The 16,997-nt window shown below is 64.2% G+C and carries 13 protein-coding genes; 3 read left to right on the top strand and 10 right to left on the bottom strand.

Features of this window, described 5'->3' with window-relative positions:
* Positions 1-214 precede the first annotated feature (214 nt).
* The 7 genes from N0P34_RS04580 to N0P34_RS04550 form a co-directional block, all read right to left on the bottom strand.
* Complete coding sequence (locus N0P34_RS04580) at positions 215-946, bottom strand: glucosamine-6-phosphate deaminase (protein WP_275605832.1); 732 nt, start codon at positions 944-946, stop codon at positions 215-217.
* The gene (locus N0P34_RS04575) at positions 943-1,839 is read right to left on the bottom strand and encodes a sugar kinase (protein WP_275605831.1); all 897 of its coding nucleotides are present in this window, start codon (positions 1,837-1,839) and stop codon (positions 943-945) included. Before N0P34_RS04575 ends, N0P34_RS04580 begins: the two co-directional genes overlap by 4 nt.
* A complete protein-coding gene (ugpC, locus tag N0P34_RS04570) occupies positions 1,836-2,906 on the bottom strand; it encodes a sn-glycerol-3-phosphate ABC transporter ATP-binding protein UgpC (protein ID WP_275605830.1) in 1,071 nt (356 codons plus the stop codon). Before ugpC ends, N0P34_RS04575 begins: the two co-directional genes overlap by 4 nt.
* On the bottom strand, positions 2,906-4,414 hold the full coding sequence (argH, locus tag N0P34_RS04565) for an argininosuccinate lyase (RefSeq protein ID WP_275605829.1): 1,509 nt from the start codon (positions 4,412-4,414) through the stop codon (positions 2,906-2,908). Before argH ends, ugpC begins: the two co-directional genes overlap by 1 nt.
* 3 nt (positions 4,415-4,417) lie before the next feature.
* Positions 4,418-5,275 (bottom strand): carbohydrate ABC transporter permease, encoded by an 858-nt coding sequence (locus N0P34_RS04560; RefSeq protein ID WP_275605828.1) that lies wholly within the window; start codon positions 5,273-5,275, stop codon positions 4,418-4,420.
* Positions 5,272-6,204, bottom strand: coding sequence for a sugar ABC transporter permease (locus N0P34_RS04555; protein ID WP_275605827.1), 933 nt, complete (start codon positions 6,202-6,204; stop codon positions 5,272-5,274). Before N0P34_RS04555 ends, N0P34_RS04560 begins: the two co-directional genes overlap by 4 nt.
* Before the next feature lie 105 nt (positions 6,205-6,309).
* Positions 6,310-7,548 (bottom strand): extracellular solute-binding protein, encoded by a 1,239-nt coding sequence (locus N0P34_RS04550; protein ID WP_275605826.1) that lies wholly within the window; start codon positions 7,546-7,548, stop codon positions 6,310-6,312.
* A 178-nt stretch (positions 7,549-7,726) separates the two neighbouring features.
* On the opposite strand from N0P34_RS04550, the gene N0P34_RS04545 reads away from it, so the two are divergent.
* From N0P34_RS04545 to N0P34_RS04535, 3 genes are read left to right on the top strand one after another with little or no spacing between them, the layout of a single operon-like run.
* Positions 7,727-8,950 carry an ROK family transcriptional regulator gene (locus N0P34_RS04545; RefSeq protein WP_275605825.1) on the top strand — a complete coding sequence of 408 codons (1,224 nt, stop codon included), beginning with the start codon at positions 7,727-7,729 and terminating at the stop codon, positions 8,948-8,950.
* Between the two features lie 23 nt (positions 8,951-8,973).
* Positions 8,974-11,313 (top strand): PIG-L family deacetylase, encoded by a 2,340-nt coding sequence (locus N0P34_RS04540; RefSeq protein ID WP_275605824.1) that lies wholly within the window; start codon positions 8,974-8,976, stop codon positions 11,311-11,313.
* A gap of 5 nt (positions 11,314-11,318) precedes the next feature.
* The gene (locus N0P34_RS04535) at positions 11,319-12,182 is read left to right on the top strand and encodes a DMT family transporter (protein WP_275605823.1); all 864 of its coding nucleotides are present in this window, start codon (positions 11,319-11,321) and stop codon (positions 12,180-12,182) included.
* A 93-nt stretch (positions 12,183-12,275) separates the two neighbouring features.
* Here N0P34_RS04535 and N0P34_RS04530 read toward each other — a convergent pair whose 3' ends face one another.
* The 3 genes from N0P34_RS04530 to N0P34_RS04520 form a co-directional block, all read right to left on the bottom strand.
* Entirely contained in the window at positions 12,276-14,786 is a 2,511-nt protein-coding gene (locus tag N0P34_RS04530) for a PIG-L family deacetylase (RefSeq protein WP_275605822.1), read from the bottom strand.
* 379 nt (positions 14,787-15,165) lie between these two features.
* A complete protein-coding gene (locus tag N0P34_RS04525) occupies positions 15,166-15,906 on the bottom strand; it encodes a FadR/GntR family transcriptional regulator (RefSeq protein ID WP_275605821.1) in 741 nt (246 codons plus the stop codon).
* A 23-nt stretch (positions 15,907-15,929) separates the two neighbouring features.
* Positions 15,930-16,994 (bottom strand): Gfo/Idh/MocA family oxidoreductase, encoded by a 1,065-nt coding sequence (locus tag N0P34_RS04520; RefSeq protein ID WP_275605820.1) that lies wholly within the window; start codon positions 16,992-16,994, stop codon positions 15,930-15,932.
* Between the last annotated feature and the right edge of the window lie 3 nt (positions 16,995-16,997).

Below are 16,997 nucleotides of genomic sequence, written 5' to 3'. Positions count from 1 at the left end.
GAGCGCTCAGACGTCCAATGGGCTTGACGGCTCAAAAGGACACACCTCGAACGGGCCCGCGTGTCCACGGCTCAAGGAACCCACCCGGCTTCCCTCGGGCTCGCCCCGAGGGCCACTCTCGAGGCCCCGATACCGGCAATTTGCGCGTGAACAAGCCCGAGAGAAAGCTCGCCCGGCTCAACACCGGGCGCGCCAATTCAGCAATCGAAAAAGACTACTTCCCGCCCATCGCCGCTTCGTCGCAATAGACGATGACATGGGGATGGTTGTGCAGTGCCGACGCCGGGCAATCGAGGCTCGGCTCGGCGCGGAACGCCTTGTCGAGCGCCTCGGCCTTGTTGGCTCCGATCGCCACCAGCACGATTTCCTTGGCCTGCATGATCGTGCCGACGCCCATGGTCACGGCCTGCGGCGGCGGCACTTCGCCTTCCGGGAAGTCCGACGTATTTGCCGCAATGGTCGAGGGCGTCAAATCGACGATCCGCGTGTGGCTGTCGAAGGGCGAACCCGGCTCGTTAAAGCCGATATGCCCGTTCTGGCCGATGCCGAGCAGCTGCAAGTCGATACCGCCGCGCGCCGCAATCGCGGCTTCATAGTCGCGACAAGCCTGTTCGATGTCGCCTTCGACACCCGGCAGATGGCCGCTCTGTGCCGGAAGATCGATCTGGCTGAACAGATGCTCTTCCATATAGCTGCGGAACGAGGCCGGATGCCCCGCTGGCAGGCCGATATATTCGTCGAGGTTGAAGCTCTCCACTTCGGCAAAGCTGAGCCCGCCCTGGCGATAGAGTGCGATCAGTTCGGCATAGATGGAAATGAAGGTCTTGCCCGTGGCAAGTCCGAGCGTTGCAGCCGGATTGGCCTGCACTGCGCCGGCGATATGCTGTGCAACTGCGCTGGCCACGGCCTGCGCCGTGCCGAATACCCGAAACTCTGGAGTGTTCATGCTGAGATCCGTAAACTTCCTGTGCCGCCCGACGCCTGGACGGACTTGGTACCAACTGCAATGGCGGCTGCGAGGCATTCGCTGCCATCTGCGCCATTGAGCCAGGCATGCAAGAACCCGGCATTGAATGCGTCACCCGCCCCGGTCGTGTCTATGACCTCAACGGCGGGAGAAGGCAAATGCAGCGTCTGCCCGTCCACCGCCAAATAGGCGCCGTCACCCCCGCATTTGACCGCGACGATGGGGAAATGGCGAGCCAGTTCCGCCAGTGCCCGCGCCGGGTCGGCGTGCCCGGTCAGCGCATGGGCTTCTTCCTGATTGGGAAGGAAAATATCGGCCCCGGCACAGCGCTCGAACAGCTGCGGATCTCGGATCAGCTGGTCGTCCCAGCTGGGGTCGATCGACACGCTCAACCCGTGCCGCTTTGCCGCGGCAATGGCGTCGGGCATTTCGTGCAGCGTCGCATATTCGGCAATATGGAGGTGCTGCGCCTCGCCCCAGGCAAGGCTCTCTTCAAAGCTCTGCGGTCGCGCATGGCCTGCGCGCTTGGAGAGGAATGCCCGGTCCCCTTCCCCGACCATGACCACGGTCAGCTGCGGCCCGGCCGTGTCGTGGTGGTCGAGAAACCGCAGATCGAGCCCCAGGGCCTCGATCTCGTGGCTCACGCTGCGCGACAGTCCATCCGTGCCGAAGCGGGCCACCGGAGCCGCCGTTCGGCCCAGCCCGGCCAGATGGGCCGCCGTGATCAGCGCGCCGCCGCCCGGGGTCAGCTTGAAATCTTCGGCGAAAACTTCGCGACCCAGTTGTGGCGGGCCATCGAGCCCCCGGAAGACGAGGTCGCAATAGATGCGGCCGAGGCTGAGAACAGCCCCGGCTTTGGAAGAGGAAGTCATGCGCGGCCCAGGGCCTTTTCTGTGGCGGCATCGAAGAGATAGATCGAGCCTGCCCCTGCCCTGATCGAGACCATGCTGCCAACGGCCGGAACTACGCGCCCCGGAGCGGTGGCAATGATGAGGCTGTCGCCCAGCTTGACGTGGACCAGCGTTTCCGAGCCGAGGGGCTCGACCGCCTCGACCTCGCCGCGGGCGCTCAGCCCCGCGCCGCCGATTTCTTCCGTCACCACCAGATCATGCGGGCGGATGCCGACCAGCACCTTGCCGTCGTGAGGCGGCAGGGTCAGCCCCGAAACGGTCGCGCCGTTAACGGAAAGCACACCGGAGGCCACGGATCCAGAAACCATGTTCATGGAAGGGCTGCCGATGAACCGTGCCGTAAAGACGTCCTGCGGATTTTCATAGAGATCGGTGGGCGTGCCCACCTGCAGGATATGGCCGTCCTTCATCACCACGATCTTGTCGGCCATGGTCATGGCTTCGACCTGGTCGTGGGTCACATAGACGATGGTCGTCCCCAGCCGGCGATGGAGGCTCTTGATCTCCATGCGCATCTGGCTGCGCAGCTGCGCATCGAGATTGGACAGCGGCTCGTCGAACAGGAACGCCACCGGGTCGCGCACCATGGCACGGCCAATGGCGACGCGCTGGCGCTGGCCACCCGAAAGCGCCGCCGGACGCCGATCGAGCAGCTTTTCGAGTCCGAGGATCTTGCCGGTCTCGGCGATCCGCTGCTGCTTTTCCGCCTTGGACAGCTTGGACGTATAAAGCCCGAAGCCGATATTCTGCCCCACCGTCATGTGGGGGTAGATGGCGTAGTTCTGGAACACCATGGCGATATTGCGCTGCTTGGGCTCGCGCTGGTTCACCACTTCGTCGCCGATCAGGAGCTTGCCGCCCGAAATATCCTCGAGCCCGGCAATCATGCGCAGCGTCGTCGACTTCCCGCATCCCGACGGCCCCACGAAGACGACGAACTCGCCGTCCTCGATCTTGAGGTCAATGCCGTGCACGGCGCGGGCCTTGCCGTATTCCTTGACCAGTCCCTGCAGTTCGATCGAGGCCATTATGCGGCTCCCTTCAATGCGTTGAAGCGCTCATTGAGCGTGCGCGCGGCCTCAGCCTGACGGCGCAAAATTGTCTGGTGACGTGTGGCGAGTTCGCTTGCCTCTGCCCTGTAGCCGGCAATGGCCGCATTGAGCGGCTCCGGCGCCGGCCCGCCATAGCGGGTGCGTACCGCCACGAAATATTCCGGCGACACGATCTCGGCGAAAGCGGCAGCATCGAGCTTGGTCTCGCGCCCCGTCGCGTGCTGGAACGCTTTCCTGAAGGCCTCAAAACCGTCGCGCGCCAGATCGCCCTGTTTGGCAACCACATCCTTGGCCACGGCCGCGGCAATTTCGTGCCCCTCGCGGAAGGACAGCCCTTCGCGCCGCACAAGGCTGTCGGCCAGCTCGGTAATGGTGATGCACGACCGCGAGATGTTTTCCCGCACCCGGTCCGGATTGATCCGGATTTGCGCCACCAGCGCCGCCAGCAGATCGAGCACGCGATAGGCGCTGGCAAAGGCGCCATAGCCCATGGACTGCGTCTCGCCCTCGCTGTCGTTCATGTCGGTGAACGGGGTATTGTGCATCACCGTCAGCATGGCCTGCGCCCGCCCGACGGTCTGGCTCGAGAGATGCCGCAAATGCTCGATCGGCACCGGATTGCGCTTCTGCGGCATGATCGAGGAAATCTGCACGAGGCTGTTGGGCACATAGATCTGCCCCACCTCAAAGCTCGTCCACACCTGGAAATCCTGGATAACGCGCCCCAGGTGGAGGAACATCAGCTCGATGCCCGAATAGGTCGAGGTGATGTAGTCCACCCCGGCGATGCAGGAATAGGAATTCTGCAGCGGCGCGGCAAAGCCCAAGAGCTCCGCCACCCTGTGCCGATCGATCGGAAAACCCGAAGTGGTGATCGCCGCAGCGCCCATCGGCGACAGATCGAGAATGCGATAGGCTTCAAAGAGCCGCTCGATGTCCCGCCCGACAAATTCCACCACGGCTGAGAGATAATGCCCGAACGTCGTCGGCTGCGCCGGCTGGCCATGGGTATAGGCGACGATCAGCGTCGCCTTTTCCCGCTCCGCCGCCGCGATCAGTGCGCCATGCAGCGCCAGCGCCTTTTCGAGCAGCACATTCATCCGCTCGCGCAGCCCGAGCTTGAACAGCGTATGGTCGATATCATTGCGCGACCGCGAGGTGTGCAGCCGCCCGCCGAGGTCCGGCCCGACGCGCTTTTTCAGTTCCTTCTCGATGAGGAAGAAAAAGTCCTCCACCTCACCGGTGTAGACCAGCTTCGAGGGATCGATTTCGGCATCGATGCCCTCGAGCGCCTTGGCGATATCGCGGGACTGTTCGCCATCGAGAATGCCGGTTTCCGCCAGCATCACCAGATGCGCCCGGTCGATGGCCCGAAACCCAGCGACATGGTGGTCCTTGGCGCCATCGAACAGCGGCGCCAGGACGGTTTCCTTATAGACCGGATCGGGAAAGACCGAGATGTCTGAAAGTCTTGGATCGGTCATGACTTAACCCTTGAGGCCGGCGAGCATCACGCCGCGGACGATGTAGCGCTGCAGCACAAGGAAGACGAGCAGCGTCGGGATCGTGCCGATAGCCGCACCGGTCATGATCAGCTCCCACTGGATCGACGCTTCCGCCGAGAAGGAGGAGATGCCCACCGGCAGCGTATAAAGCTCCTTGGAGGTGGTCACGATCAGCGGCCAGAAGAAGGCCGTCCAATTGCCGAGGAAGGTGAAGATGGCCAGCGCCGAGATCGCCGGCACCACCATGGGCATGGCGATCTTCCACCAGATGGTGAATTCGTTCAGCCCGTCGACGCGCGCCGCCTCGAGGAAGTCGTTCGGCACGCCCTCGAAGAACTGCTTCATCAGGAACGTCCCGAAGGCCGTCATCATGCCGGGGAACATGATGCCCCAATAGCTGTCGAGCCAACCGAGCTGGCTGCTCATCAGATACCATGGGATCACCAGCATTTCGGTGGGGATCATCAGGGTCGAGAGAATGGCGAGGAAGATGAAATACCGCCCCCGGAACTCAAACTTGGCCAGCGTATAGCCCACGAGGCTGTCGAAGAAGACGTTCGACGCCGTCACCGTCAGCGCGATGAAGGTGGAATTGAAGAACCACTGCATGAAGCGGCCGTCATTCAGCACCTTGAAATAATTCTCGAGGGTCGGCGCGATCGGGATCAGCCGCAGATCATAGACCTGGGCCGAGGTCTTGAGCGAGGTGGAGAACATGAACAAGAGCGGCGTGATCATGATCAGCCCGCCGATCAGCAATAGCGTCCAGGCGATGATGCGCCCGGGGCGGATGTCCCGACGGTTGGCCGACAGCTCCGTGGTCGAATTGGTTGCGGTCATTTCTTTTCCCTCAGCACGTAGAGCTGGAGCAGGGATACGATGAGCAGGATGGTGAACAACACCACGGTCTGCGCAGCGGCATAGCCCATCTGGTAGGACGAAAAGGCGGTCTGGTAGATCATGAGCACCAGCGGCTTGGTCGCATTGAGCGGCCCGCCGGGATCATTAGTGGTCATGTTGTAGACCTGGTCGAAAATGCGCAGGAACCCGATCGAGGAGAACACCACGAGGAACACCGTGGTCGGCTTGAGCAGCGGAACGGTGATCTTGCGCAGGATCGCGCCTTCACCCAGCCCATCGATCCGCGCCGCTTCGTAGAATGTGCCGGGAATGGCGCGCAGGCCCGCCATGAAGATGATGATCTGGAAGCCGAGGCCCGCCCAGATCGCAGGAATGAGGATGGAGATCAGCGCCTGGTCCATCGAGCGAAGGAAAGGCTGCTGGGCAATGCCGACCGAGCTCAGCATGCCATTGATCACCCCGATCGGCACCGGCTGGTAGAACCAGCGCCACACCCAGCCCATGGCCGCGGCCGTGGTCAGGAAGGGCAGGAAATAGAGCGCGCGAATGAAGCCGTGCATGAACCGGACGCGATCGAGATAGAAGGCGATCACGAAGGAGATGACGAGGCTGAGCGGCGTACCGATGATGAGATAGAGGAACGTGTTCTGGAACACTTTCCAGAACACCGGGTCGGCAAACATCTTCTGGTAGTTCGCAAAGCCGATGAACTGGGCGGGACGCAAAAGGTCCCAATTGGTCAGCGACAGCCAGAACGCCTGGAATGTCGGATAAAACCGGATCCCGGCATAGAACAGGATGGGCAAGGCCAGGAACGTCCAGGCCCAGATGACACGTTTCGTGCCGATGCTCTGCCTGTCCCAGAAGCGAACAGGGCCAGCTTGTGGAGTTGCGTTCACCGACGCCATTTTCGCTCCTGCGCGTTTAGCCGGGGCTCCCTTGGGGGGCCCTGGCAATTGATCCCGCTTTCCGCCCCGGCGCGAGCCGGAGCGGAGAAAAGTCGGGGAGCCTGCTTACTGGCGACCGGCGTCGATGATCGCCTGCTCGGCCTGTGCAGCCTGGGCCAGCGAATCCTCGATCGACTGGCCTTCGAGCAGCACGCGATTGACCATGTCGATCGCAGTCTGGCGCTGGGCCGCTTCGTCGTAGAAGCGCGTGGTCTGGGCGTATTCGAGACCCTTGAGGAAAGGCGCACGAATTGGATCGGCCAGATTCGCCTCGGTCAGCGCCACGTCGCGGCGAGCCGGAAGCTCACCAACGGTGTTGAGCCAGATTTCCATCGCCTCGGGCGAGGAGATGTACTTGAGGAACTTCTGGGCCGCTTCGAGCTCTTCGCCCTCAGCGGTCGCACCGATGCCGTTGGCGAAATAGCTCGAATAGTTCGAGCGCATGCCGTTGGCGTCGGCCGGCAGCTCGACGACACCCCATTCGAACGGGTTGCCGGCAAAGGCGCCGAGGCGGAACGTGCCGTCGATGGTCATGGCAGCAAGACCGGCGCGGAATGCGGCCTGGCCTTCATCCATGAAGCCAACGAGGCCGACATTCTGTTCGGTCTGAAGGTCGGTGTAGAACTTCAGCGCAGCAGCACCGGCGGCGTCGTTATAGGCCACATTGCCTTCGGCGTCATAAGGCACGCCGCCGTTCTGGCGCACGAGAGCCTCGCGCCACCAGTGGTGGTCCTGGCCGGCCATGTCGAGCGTGATGCCGGCAGTGGTGATATTGCCGCTACCGTCGCGCTTGGTGGTGGCCTCGGCAGCCGCGAGGAATTCCTCGAGATTGGTCGGCGGCTCGATACCGGCTTCGGCAAACAGCGCCTTGTTGTAGAACAGGGCGAGCGAACGAACGGCCGTCGGCAGGCCATAATAGTCTTCGCCGCGCTTCATTGCCGAAACGATGGGGAAGAATTCGGATTCGATCTCGTCATGCGGGAACACGGCCGGATCGAGCGGCTGGATCAGCCCGCCATTCACGAACTGGTCGGTCCAGCCATAGAACAGCTGCACGACATCGGGACCCTGCCCTGCGACCTTGGCCGCGACGACGCGCGTCTGGTAGTCGGCATAGGGGAAGGTCGTGTGCTTGACGGTGATGTCCGGATTGGCTTCCTGGAACTTGGCGATCAGCTGATCCATGGCCTGGATACGGCTGTCGAACACATACTGCCAATATTCGATTTCCACTGCCTGGGCGGCACCCATCGCCAGGAAGCTGACGCCGGCGACGAGCCCGGCCAATTTTGCCTTGGTGAGCATTCTTTTCCTCCGTATGGCCGTCGAACCCTGCGACAGCCCTCTCTCCGAGCCTGAGGCGGACTCCCGCCTAGCTGTCCTTAGCGTCGAACAGATCAGCGGGGCCTGTCAATAAAATAATCTACTTGAGTTATTTTGTCCCCGTTCTATCGTTAGCGACAGGATAGGGGAGGGCATCACATTGAACGGCCGCACGAAATCGGAATTGCGCCAGCGCGTGGCCATCGGCTCGAACCCCGAGCGCAACCGCGCGCATAATCGCCGCGTCGTCCTCGAAGTCATCCGCATGCACGAGCACCTCGGCCGCACGGAGATTGCCCGCCGCGCTCGCCTCACCCCGCAGGCCGTTGCCAATATCGTGGAAGAACTGCTCTCTGAGGGCCTGCTTATCGAGCTCGGTCGCCTGCGCTCGGGTCGCGGCCAGCCGCCAATCCAGTTCGCCGTCAATCCCGACGGCCCGCTCACCGCCGGGGTCGAAATCGCTGCCGACCACATGGTCACCGCGCTCCTCGATCTCTCCGGCGGCATTCGCGGCCAGTCCACCATCCCCCTCACCGACGCCAGCCCCGACATCGTGCCCGGCCTCGTCGCCAAGGAAGTCGCGCGCCTCGAAGCCTCGCTCGGTGCCGACCGCAGCAAATTGCTCGGCCTCGGCATCGTCATGCCCGGCCCCTTCGAGGTTGAAGGCATGAGTTCGGTCGGCCCGGCGACGTTGCCCGGCTGGACCGGCGTCGATCCTGTCGCCCTTTTCGCCAAGGCAACCGGCCAGCATGTCGTGGTCGAAAACGACGCGACCGCCGCCGTCGTCGGCGAACGTCTCTATGGCGCCGGCCGCCAATTGGGCTCGTTCTGCTATCTCTATTTCGGCGTCGGCCTCGGCCTCGGTGTTATCCAGGACGGTCGCCCCCTGCGCGGCGCCTTTGGCAATGCGGGCGAAATCGGCCATGTCGGGCTCGTGCCGCGCAATGGCGCCACTCGCTATGGCCCGGCGGGCGCGCTCGAGCGCTTCGTCTCCGTCTTCGCCCTGCGCGAGCGCCTCGCCATGGCCGGCATCTATGCCGCCACTGTCGAGGATATCCAGAAGCTCCATGACGAGGGCGACAAGACCCTGCTCGACTGGATCGCCATGGCGGCCGACTACCTCGCCCCCACCGTCGCCATGCTGGAAAACATCTTCGACCCCGAAACCGTCATCTTCGGTGGCGGCCTGCCCGATTCGGTGCTCGAGGCGGTGATCGCCGCCCTCGACCCCCTGCCGGTTTCCGTCGCCACCCGCCAGCAGCGCACCCTGCCCCGCGTCATCCGGGGCCAGACCGGCCGCCTCACCGCCGCCCTCGGCGCCGCCGCCCTGCCGCTGCTCGACACGGTCTCGCCGCACCTCAGCGTCGCCGGCCCCGCCACCTGACACTCAACTACCGGACTTTCGTCATGCTGCCAGATCGTGATCGCCTGCGCCGCCGCGCTGCCCAGCCCCGCCTCGTTGCGCTTCACCGTGCCCTTGGGCGCCTGCGCTCCACGATCGGCGTGATGAATACCGGCGCCCATCCCGACGACGAGCACAACGAGATGCTCGCGACCCTCCGCCACCAGCATGGCGTGCGAATCATCGTCGCCTGCTCCACCCGCGGCGAAGGCGGCCAGAACATTCTCGGCCCCGAACGCCAGGGTCCGCTTGGAATCATGCGCAGCCGCGAGATGGAGGAAGCCGCGCGCGCCATCGATGCCGACATCGCCTGGCTCGGCCACGGCCCGGACGACCCGGTCCACGATTTCGGCTTCTCCAAATCCGGCCCCGACACGCTCGGCCGCTGGGGCGAGGACCGCACCATCGAGCGCCTCGTGCGCGCCTATCGCCAGTTCCGCCCCGATATCGTCATCCCGACCTTTCTCGACGTGCCCGGCCAGCATGGCCACCACCGCGCCATGACCGAGGCCGCCGAGCGCGCCCTCGCCCTCGCCGCCGACCCCGCTTACATCACCGAGGGCTTCACCCCGTGGCGGGTTGCAAAATACTATCTCCCGGCCTGGTCGGGCGGCGACAATGGCTATTATGACGACGAAGTCCGCCCGCCGCCGATGACCACGGAAGTGATCGCAAACGACAGCGACCCCGTCACCGGCATGAGCTTTGGCCGTCTCGGCGAAGTGTCCCGCGCCTATCACGCCAGCCAGAACATGGGGTTCTGGCGCCACCCGGCCCAGACGAGATGGCCCCTCCATCTCGTTGGCAGCAGCGCCGAGTCCAGCGTTTTCGACGGCCTCCCCACGCGCCTCGCCGATCTCGGGGACCATCCCGCCCTCGCCGAGGCCGACGCCGCCATCGGAACGGCCATCGCCGCCTTCCCACACGCTCAACCCCTCATCGCTGCACTCGCCAAAGCCCGCCGCGCCCTCACCGCAGCCAGCGCGACGATCGCCCCCGAACACGCCCACCGCCTGACGCGAAAACTGCGCGAAATCGACGCCGCCCTGTCCCTCGCCGCCGGCATCGACATCTCCGCCGCCTTCACATCGCCAAGCCTCACGCCGGGCAATTCCGTCGACCTCGTCGTCGAAGCCGAAACCGGCCTTGCCGGCGCGCTCACCATCTCCCCCCGCGCCCACCCCGCCATTTCGGCACCGGCAGCGATCACCCTCGAGAACGGCCGCACGACGCTCGCCATCGCAGCCGGCGCCGACGCCCCCATCGGCAATCCCTTCCATCCCGACTGGCAAAGTCTCGGCGGCAACGGTCTTTTGTCCCTTGAAGTGACCGCACATATCGGCGGCGAGGACATCAGCTTCTCCCTCGACACCGAAGAACCGCTCGCCATCGACCCGGCCCACGCGCTGTCCGTCGGCCCCAGCGCCCTGATCATCCCCAAGGGCGCGACCAATTCGCAATACGTCGCCATCAAGGGCGCAAAACCGAGCGCGCTGACCCTCCCCCCCGTGCCGGGCCTCGCCATCACCCCCACCGACACCGGCCTCACCCTCACCCCGGCGGAAAATCTCGCCCCGGGCCGCCACAGCCTCCCGATCTGCATCGACGGACAACAGGCCTATGCGCTGACCCCCATCGCCTATCCCCATATCGGCCGCACCCGCTTCGTGCGCCCGCAAGCCCTCGACATCCTCGCCCTCGATCTCGCCCTCCCGAAAACCCGCATCGGCTATATCGGCGGGGGCGCCGACAATGTCGGCCTCTGGCTCGAGCGCATCGGCGCCGACGTAACCCTCCTCGACGCCGATGCCTTCTCGGGCGATCTCGCGCGCTTCGACACCATCGTGGTCGGCATCTTCGCCTTCGGCACCCGCCCCGACCTCGCCGCCGCCACGGCGCGCCTCCACGCCTTTGTCAGCGCCGGTGGTCATCTCGTCACCCTCTATCATCGCCCCGCCGACGGCTGGCAGCCCCAGACAACGCCGCCGCTCCCCCTCACTATCGGCAGCCCCTCCCTCCGCTGGCGCGTCACCAATCCGGCCGCCCCCGTCACAATGATCGCCCCCGACCACCCCCTGTTCGCCGGCCCAAACCGAATCACTGCGGCCGATTTCGAGAGCTGGGACAAGGAACGCGGCCTCTACTTCGCCTCCTCATGGGACAGCGCCTACACCCCGCTTTTGTCCATGAGCGACGCCGGCGAAGCCCCTCTCACCGGCTCCCTGCTCTCGGCAAAAATCGGCGATGGCCGCCACACCCATACGAGCCTCGTGCTCCATCACCAGATGGACAAGCTCGTCTCCGGCGCCTTCCGGCTCATGGCAAATCTTCTGCAATCGGCCTGAAACCTATGCCCGCCCCATCGCGCCTCGCTGTCGCCTGGCTCCTCAGCGACATGGTGCTCGTCACCATCATGACCGTTCTGGTCAAGCTCGGCGGGGCGAGCTATCCGGCGGTGCAGATGGTCTTCATCCGCTCGCTGATCGGCCTCGTCAGCGTGCTGCCGCTGGCCTGGCGCCATCGCCATGCCCTGCGCACCACCCGCCAATGGAGCCGCCATGGCTTTCGCGTGCTCTGCAACACGCTCGCCCTCAATGCCAATTTCGCCGCGCTGACGGCCCTGCCCCTGGCGCTCGTCAACGCCATCGGCTTCATGCGCCCGCTGGTCGTGCTGGCGCTCGCCACTTTCATGCTCGGCGAACGCTCCGGCCCCTGGCGCTGGATCGGCGCCTGCATCGGCTTTGTCGGCGTGCTGATCATGGTCGGCCCCAGCGAAATCTCCTGGGATTTCGGGCTCCTCGCCGCCCTCGCCATGGTCGTCTTCGGCTCGCTCGCCACCGTACAGACCCGGGCCCTCGCCGGCGAAAACACCACCGTCCTCATGGTCTTTTACACGGTCGGGCTGACGCTCTTTACGGCCCTCCCCGCCCTCTGGGTCTGGCAACCCGTGACCACAGCCGACTGGCCTCTTCTCCTTGCCATCGGCGTCCTCGCCCAGATCGGCCAATATTGTTATCTGCGCGCCTATCAGTCGAGCCCGGCCAATAGGCTCGCCCCGTTCCATTATCTGTCCATCGTACTGGCCAGCCTCGCCGGCTTCCTCGCCTTCGGCGAAGTCCCCGCTCCCACCACTTTTGCCGGCATCGCCATCATCATCGCGGCGCTCGTGCTCACAACCCGCCTCGACCGGCGCAGCCAGAACACGCCCCAATAAAAAGCCCCCGGCCACGAGGACCGGGGGTTTCAGCCGCCTGGGGGTGCGGCCTTGTGGTTCGCGCCCGGGAGGCAAGCGCGAACCGTTGGGGGATCAATCCTTGCGCTTGGCCGGCTGGATCAGATTGGCCATGATGCGGAAAGCGCCCGGGGTCAGCTTGTCGAGCTGGTGATGCAGCACGAGGCTGGTGTGGGTGTGGCGCCCCTCGCCGATCTCTGCAGACAGCAGTGACCCGGTCAGAGGCTCTTCGCCCGCATCGCTCATCGCCAGCAGCGGCACATAGGCCTCGCCCCATTCCGAAGCGAAATAGAGCCCGCGTTCCTTGTCCCAGCCGGCCCAATCCTCGGGCCCGATCGTGTTGGGATAGTTCAGCAGCGGATGGTCCGGCACCAGCGCTTCCACCGGCGCCTTGGCATCGGTCACGCGATAGCGGATCGAGGGCGTGCCGATCTTGAGATAGGCCAGCGGCACGGTCTCGCTGTCCCAGCCGTCCGAGGGACGGTGGTAAAGCGTCACCAGATGCCCGCCATTGCGCACCCATTCATGCACGCCCCGCAGGGCCGCCACGAGGTCCTGCCGGCGCCCGAACGAGAAGATGCCGACCACGAGCGTATCGAGATTGCGATAGGCGCCCGCTTCCATATCGGCCGGGGTCAGTTCCTTGAGGTCCACCCCAAGGCGCTTGAGCCAGATCGCGACATTGTCGTTGCCGCCACCGATATAGCCGATCTTGCCTTCCGGGATGATCGCCTCGACCGACTGCACCGGCACCGCCACCTCGGTCGGCACGACAGAACGTCCGATATGAGGATAGCTGAAGACGTTGATCGCATAGGCCTGCTTGCCGAGCAGCTTTGGCGAGATGGTGATCCGCGTCGTGCCGAGGTCAGTCGGCGGCGTCAGGTCGAATGTTCCGGCCTCGCTGCCCTCGCCATTGGCGCGCATCGTCCAGCCTGCTGGCAGGTCGAAATCGAGATCGGCAATCGTACCGCCCGAAACGACAGCCGTCATTTCGACTGGATTGATCTCGGTCTGGGTGTTGAACACCACCGCATCCGGCTTGAGCTCGAGCGACGCCTCGGGCAGCACCCGCAGCGCATCTTCGAGGTCGACATCGATCACCGCCTGGTGGCCATCGATCTCGGCCGTCAGGCGCACAAAGGCGTCTCCATTGCCCCCGAGCGGGTCGAACTGCTCGTTGAGCGGGTTGGTCAGCGCGGCATTGTCGGCCACGGTGACGGTAACGCCATCCGCGGTGTTTTCACCGCCGGTAATCCCCTCGCGGGCAATCACTTCCACCTTGGACAAGGTGACCGCCTCGGGTGCATCGACGACCGTCTTGACCACGATCTCGTCGCCCGGATGCAGGTCCCCGCCATCGGTATAGGCGCGGATATGCATGCCTGCGGCCGTGGCCAGCGCCAGATCGGTCTCCTTGATCTTGCGATCGAGGCGATGGGCGATATTGGCTTCGAGCTCGACCGGCAGCGTCCTGCGGGCTTCGGCCAGGGCCTTGGCGATTTCCACCAGCTTGCCTGTCACCCCGACTGGATCGCCATAATCATCCACGGCTTCGTCGACCAGCCCCTGCGCATTGCGCAAGGCATCGGCGGCGGAAGCCGGCAGGCCATCGACTTCGGCGATCTGGCCGAGCGTCGCCAGGATGCCCTCGCGAATGTCGCTCTCGGCCTTGCCCGCTTCACCGATGCTGGCCCAGCTCAGATTGATCGGCCACTCGGTCTGCGGAGCGGGGCGCCAATTGCCCATGCCCTGAGTCAGATGGCAGGAGCGGGACCACTCGCCCATCTGCGGGAAGGTCGCGCCGGAGATCGGGTCGCGCTCGGGCGCCTTGACCACCAGGGTCGTCGGCGGCGGCGGGGTTTCGTCGTCATAGACGCCGCCACCACCACCCCATGCCGGCTGATAGATCTTGGGCACGGTCCAAGGCTTGAGCCCGGCCGCGATCTGCTCGGGAAATTGCGTCTCGTCGCCGGAAAGATCGGCCACGATGAAGGTCGCCACATTGGCGGCGCGGTGGTGGCCATGCTGGCCGCCCACATCGAGGAAGCAGTTCATGATGGCGTCGGGCTTGTACTGGCGGACGGCCCAGGTCATGCGCTCGACGACGCGGTCGCGGCCCCAGCGATCGATGGTCGCATTGGGGTCCTTGGAGAAACCGAAATCGTGCATGTGGTCGTGGTGACCCTGGCTGCCGAAGGCCAGCGAGGCGTCGAGCGAGCGGGAAGCCTCGGTCATTTCCCGCGTGCGCAGCACGCCCAGCACCGAGCCGCGCTCCGGGCCGATGGCGTTCTGTCCGCCTTCGCCGCGCGTAATGCAATAGAGCACCGGGTGAATGCCATAGACGTGGCGCAGCGCCGCCAGCATGCCGCTCGGCTCGTCGTCGGGATGCGCGCCTGTCGTCATCAGCGTCATGGTGGACGTCAGTCGCTCGAGCTGGCGATACAGTTTGACGATGGCTGGCTCGCCCTTCTGCGCCGCAATCAATTCAAGATTTGAGGCCGGTGCTGCCCAGGCGGGAATCTGTGTCGACGCAAGCAGCGGCGGCACGGAGGCGATGAAGGTACGCCGGGTCAAACGTGTCATGAAACTTTTCCTCTCCTTATCCGACACGGGGATCGAGGGGCGATCCCAATGACGGCTATCGAGGACTATGGGCGGACGAATAACTCAACTCAAGTATGTTATTGAAGACAATTTGCCTGTGAAGATCGGCATCGCCCCGCGATCAATCCACCAGTCATCCAACTGTCACATAAGGAAAAAACCGGACCACAAGGCGTCAGGGCTGACTTTCGGACCGTTGAAAAAAACGCATGTCCTACGAAAGGCTTAGGGCGCCGTTCCCACCCCGCCCCGACCACGTCCCTCCTGAAAACGACCGATTCGAAATACCGGGAGAGAACCCGCAGGACACACGTCGCACCGGCGCCCACATCGGATCGGCCGGCGCGATGGCCCGCGCTCAGCTGTCCTCTGAAAACCGGCCCCGCTCGTCCGCTTCCAGCAATTCGCTGATGACATTGCGGATATGGCGCGACATCGCCTTATAGGCGGCGTCGGGATTGCGCAGGCGCAGCGCCGCCAGGATCGAATGATGATCCCCGATCCACAGCGGCCGCACATTTTCGGCGTGGATATGCTCGTGCAGTTTCTTCCACATCACGGATTGATCGCGCTGCACCCACAGCGCCTCGATCATCGACACGATGATGGCATTATTGGTCATCTTGGCGATGGTGAGGTGAAAATCGCGGTCGCCCTTTTCGTGCAGCAGCACCACGTCGCGCTCGCGCTCCATCTGCACGATGCACTCTTCGAGCACCATCAGATCATAGGCCGTGGCCCGTTCTGCAGCCATGGCGGCGGCGCTGGATTCCAGCGCCAGCCGCGCCTCCAGCAATTCGAACGGTCCGGGCCCGACATCCACCCCGACCCGGTCGAAATTGACCTGACCGGCGCGCGGGGGCAGCACGACAATGCCCGCCCGTCCCCGCACTTCGACGACACCCCGCATCTCGAGCGCAATGACCGCCTCCCGGATTACCGGTCGGCTGACATTGAGCTCCTCGGCCAGTTCCCGCTCCGAGGGCATGCGCCAGCCTTTGACCTGCGCATTCTCCTCGATCAGCTTGGCGATCCGGCGGGCAACGACCTGATACAGGCGCTGCCCCCCGATCAGATGCGGAATGTGGTCCCCCTGCATGGCATCTCCTCTTGTCTGGCCGCTCAGGGCAGCCAGGACCTGTAGTACGGATGCTCTGGCGTCACGGGGAGCTTGGAAACCTGGCCTGTACGCTGGGAGTGATAGGCCGCTGTCACCAGCTCGATGGTCATGCGCGCCTGCTCGAGTGTCACCGGCACTTCCGTGTCATTGACCACCGCCTCGTGGAACAGCTGGAACTGGCGCGGATAGCTCACATCCTTGTCGACATATTCGGCCAGCGCCGCATCGATCTTGGCCTGGTGCGCCGGATCGCGCGAGGTAAAGGTCCAGGGATCTTCACCAAAAGTGTAGGGCGCATGGACGCTCTCGGCCGTCATGTCCGAGAAGCAGAAGCGCAGGCGCGACAGCTCCTTGTGCGAGCCCAGCGTCACCGACAATGCGGCCAGCGAGCCGTTCTGCATCGTCACCGAGGCCACCATCGTGTCCTCGACCTCGATCTTGTGCATCAGCGTCGCGCCATGGGCCGACACGGCCGCAACAGGCCCCTGGATATAGCAGAGCATGTCATGAATATGGATGGCATGGCCGAGGAAGCTGCCGCCCAATTCGCTCTTCCACTTGCCGCGCCATTCGACGTCGTAATATTCCGGCCCGCGCCACCAATGGGTTTCGATGGTCGAGAGATAGGCCTTCCCCGTCAGTCCCTTGTCGACCAGCATTTTCATCTTCTGCAGCCCGCTGCCATAGCGGTACTGGAAGATCGGCATGAATTTGCGATCCGACTTGGCGAGGATCTCCGCCATCGCATCGACCTCGGCGACCGAGCCGAACAGCGGCTTTTCGCAGATCACATGCTTGCCCGCCTCGATGGCCCGCTTGCAGAGCTCGAAATGCGGCACGGGCGGGGTGCAGATATCGATCACGTCGATATCGTCGCGGGTAAACAGGGAGTCGAGATCACTCGTGAATTCCCCCACCCCGTGCTTTTCGACCGCCTGCCGCCCCCGCTCCTCATCGAGCGAGGTCAGCACCGGAACCTCGAACAGGTCACTATTGTCGGCGTAGCCTTCCAGGTGCGCCTGCGCGATGCCGGCACCAATTACGCCGACGCGGAGTTTGCGGGTCATTAC

This window comes from Devosia sp. FJ2-5-3 (assembly GCF_029201545.1).
Classification (GTDB): domain Bacteria; phylum Pseudomonadota; class Alphaproteobacteria; order Rhizobiales; family Devosiaceae; genus Devosia.
Note: the sequence above shows the minus strand (reverse complement) of the source record. Positions and strands in the feature narration are given on the sequence as shown.

Bases quoted from the DNA above. Each gene is read 5' to 3' on its own strand.
- N0P34_RS04580 (WP_275605832.1), bottom strand. From the start codon at position 946: ATGAACACTCCAGAGTTTCGGGTATTCGGCACGGCGCAGGCCGTGGCC.
- N0P34_RS04555 (WP_275605827.1), bottom strand. From the start codon at position 6,204: ATGGCGTCGGTGAACGCAACTCCACAAGCTGGCCCTGTTCGCTTCTGG.
- N0P34_RS04560 (WP_275605828.1), bottom strand. From the start codon at position 5,275: ATGACCGCAACCAATTCGACCACGGAGCTGTCGGCCAACCGTCGGGAC.
- ugpC (WP_275605830.1), bottom strand. From the start codon at position 2,906: ATGGCCTCGATCGAACTGCAGGGACTGGTCAAGGAATACGGCAAGGCC.
- N0P34_RS04540 (WP_275605824.1), top strand. From the start codon at position 8,974: ATGCTGCCAGATCGTGATCGCCTGCGCCGCCGCGCTGCCCAGCCCCGC.
- N0P34_RS04520 (WP_275605820.1), bottom strand. From the start codon at position 16,994: ATGACCCGCAAACTCCGCGTCGGCGTAATTGGTGCCGGCATCGCGCAG.
- N0P34_RS04575 (WP_275605831.1), bottom strand. From the start codon at position 1,839: ATGACTTCCTCTTCCAAAGCCGGGGCTGTTCTCAGCCTCGGCCGCATC.
- N0P34_RS04530 (WP_275605822.1), bottom strand. From the start codon at position 14,786: ATGACACGTTTGACCCGGCGTACCTTCATCGCCTCCGTGCCGCCGCTG.
- N0P34_RS04525 (WP_275605821.1), bottom strand. From the start codon at position 15,906: ATGCAGGGGGACCACATTCCGCATCTGATCGGGGGGCAGCGCCTGTAT.
- N0P34_RS04550 (WP_275605826.1), bottom strand. From the start codon at position 7,548: ATGCTCACCAAGGCAAAATTGGCCGGGCTCGTCGCCGGCGTCAGCTTC.
- argH (WP_275605829.1), bottom strand. From the start codon at position 4,414: ATGACCGATCCAAGACTTTCAGACATCTCGGTCTTTCCCGATCCGGTC.
- N0P34_RS04535 (WP_275605823.1), top strand. From the start codon at position 11,319: ATGCCCGCCCCATCGCGCCTCGCTGTCGCCTGGCTCCTCAGCGACATG.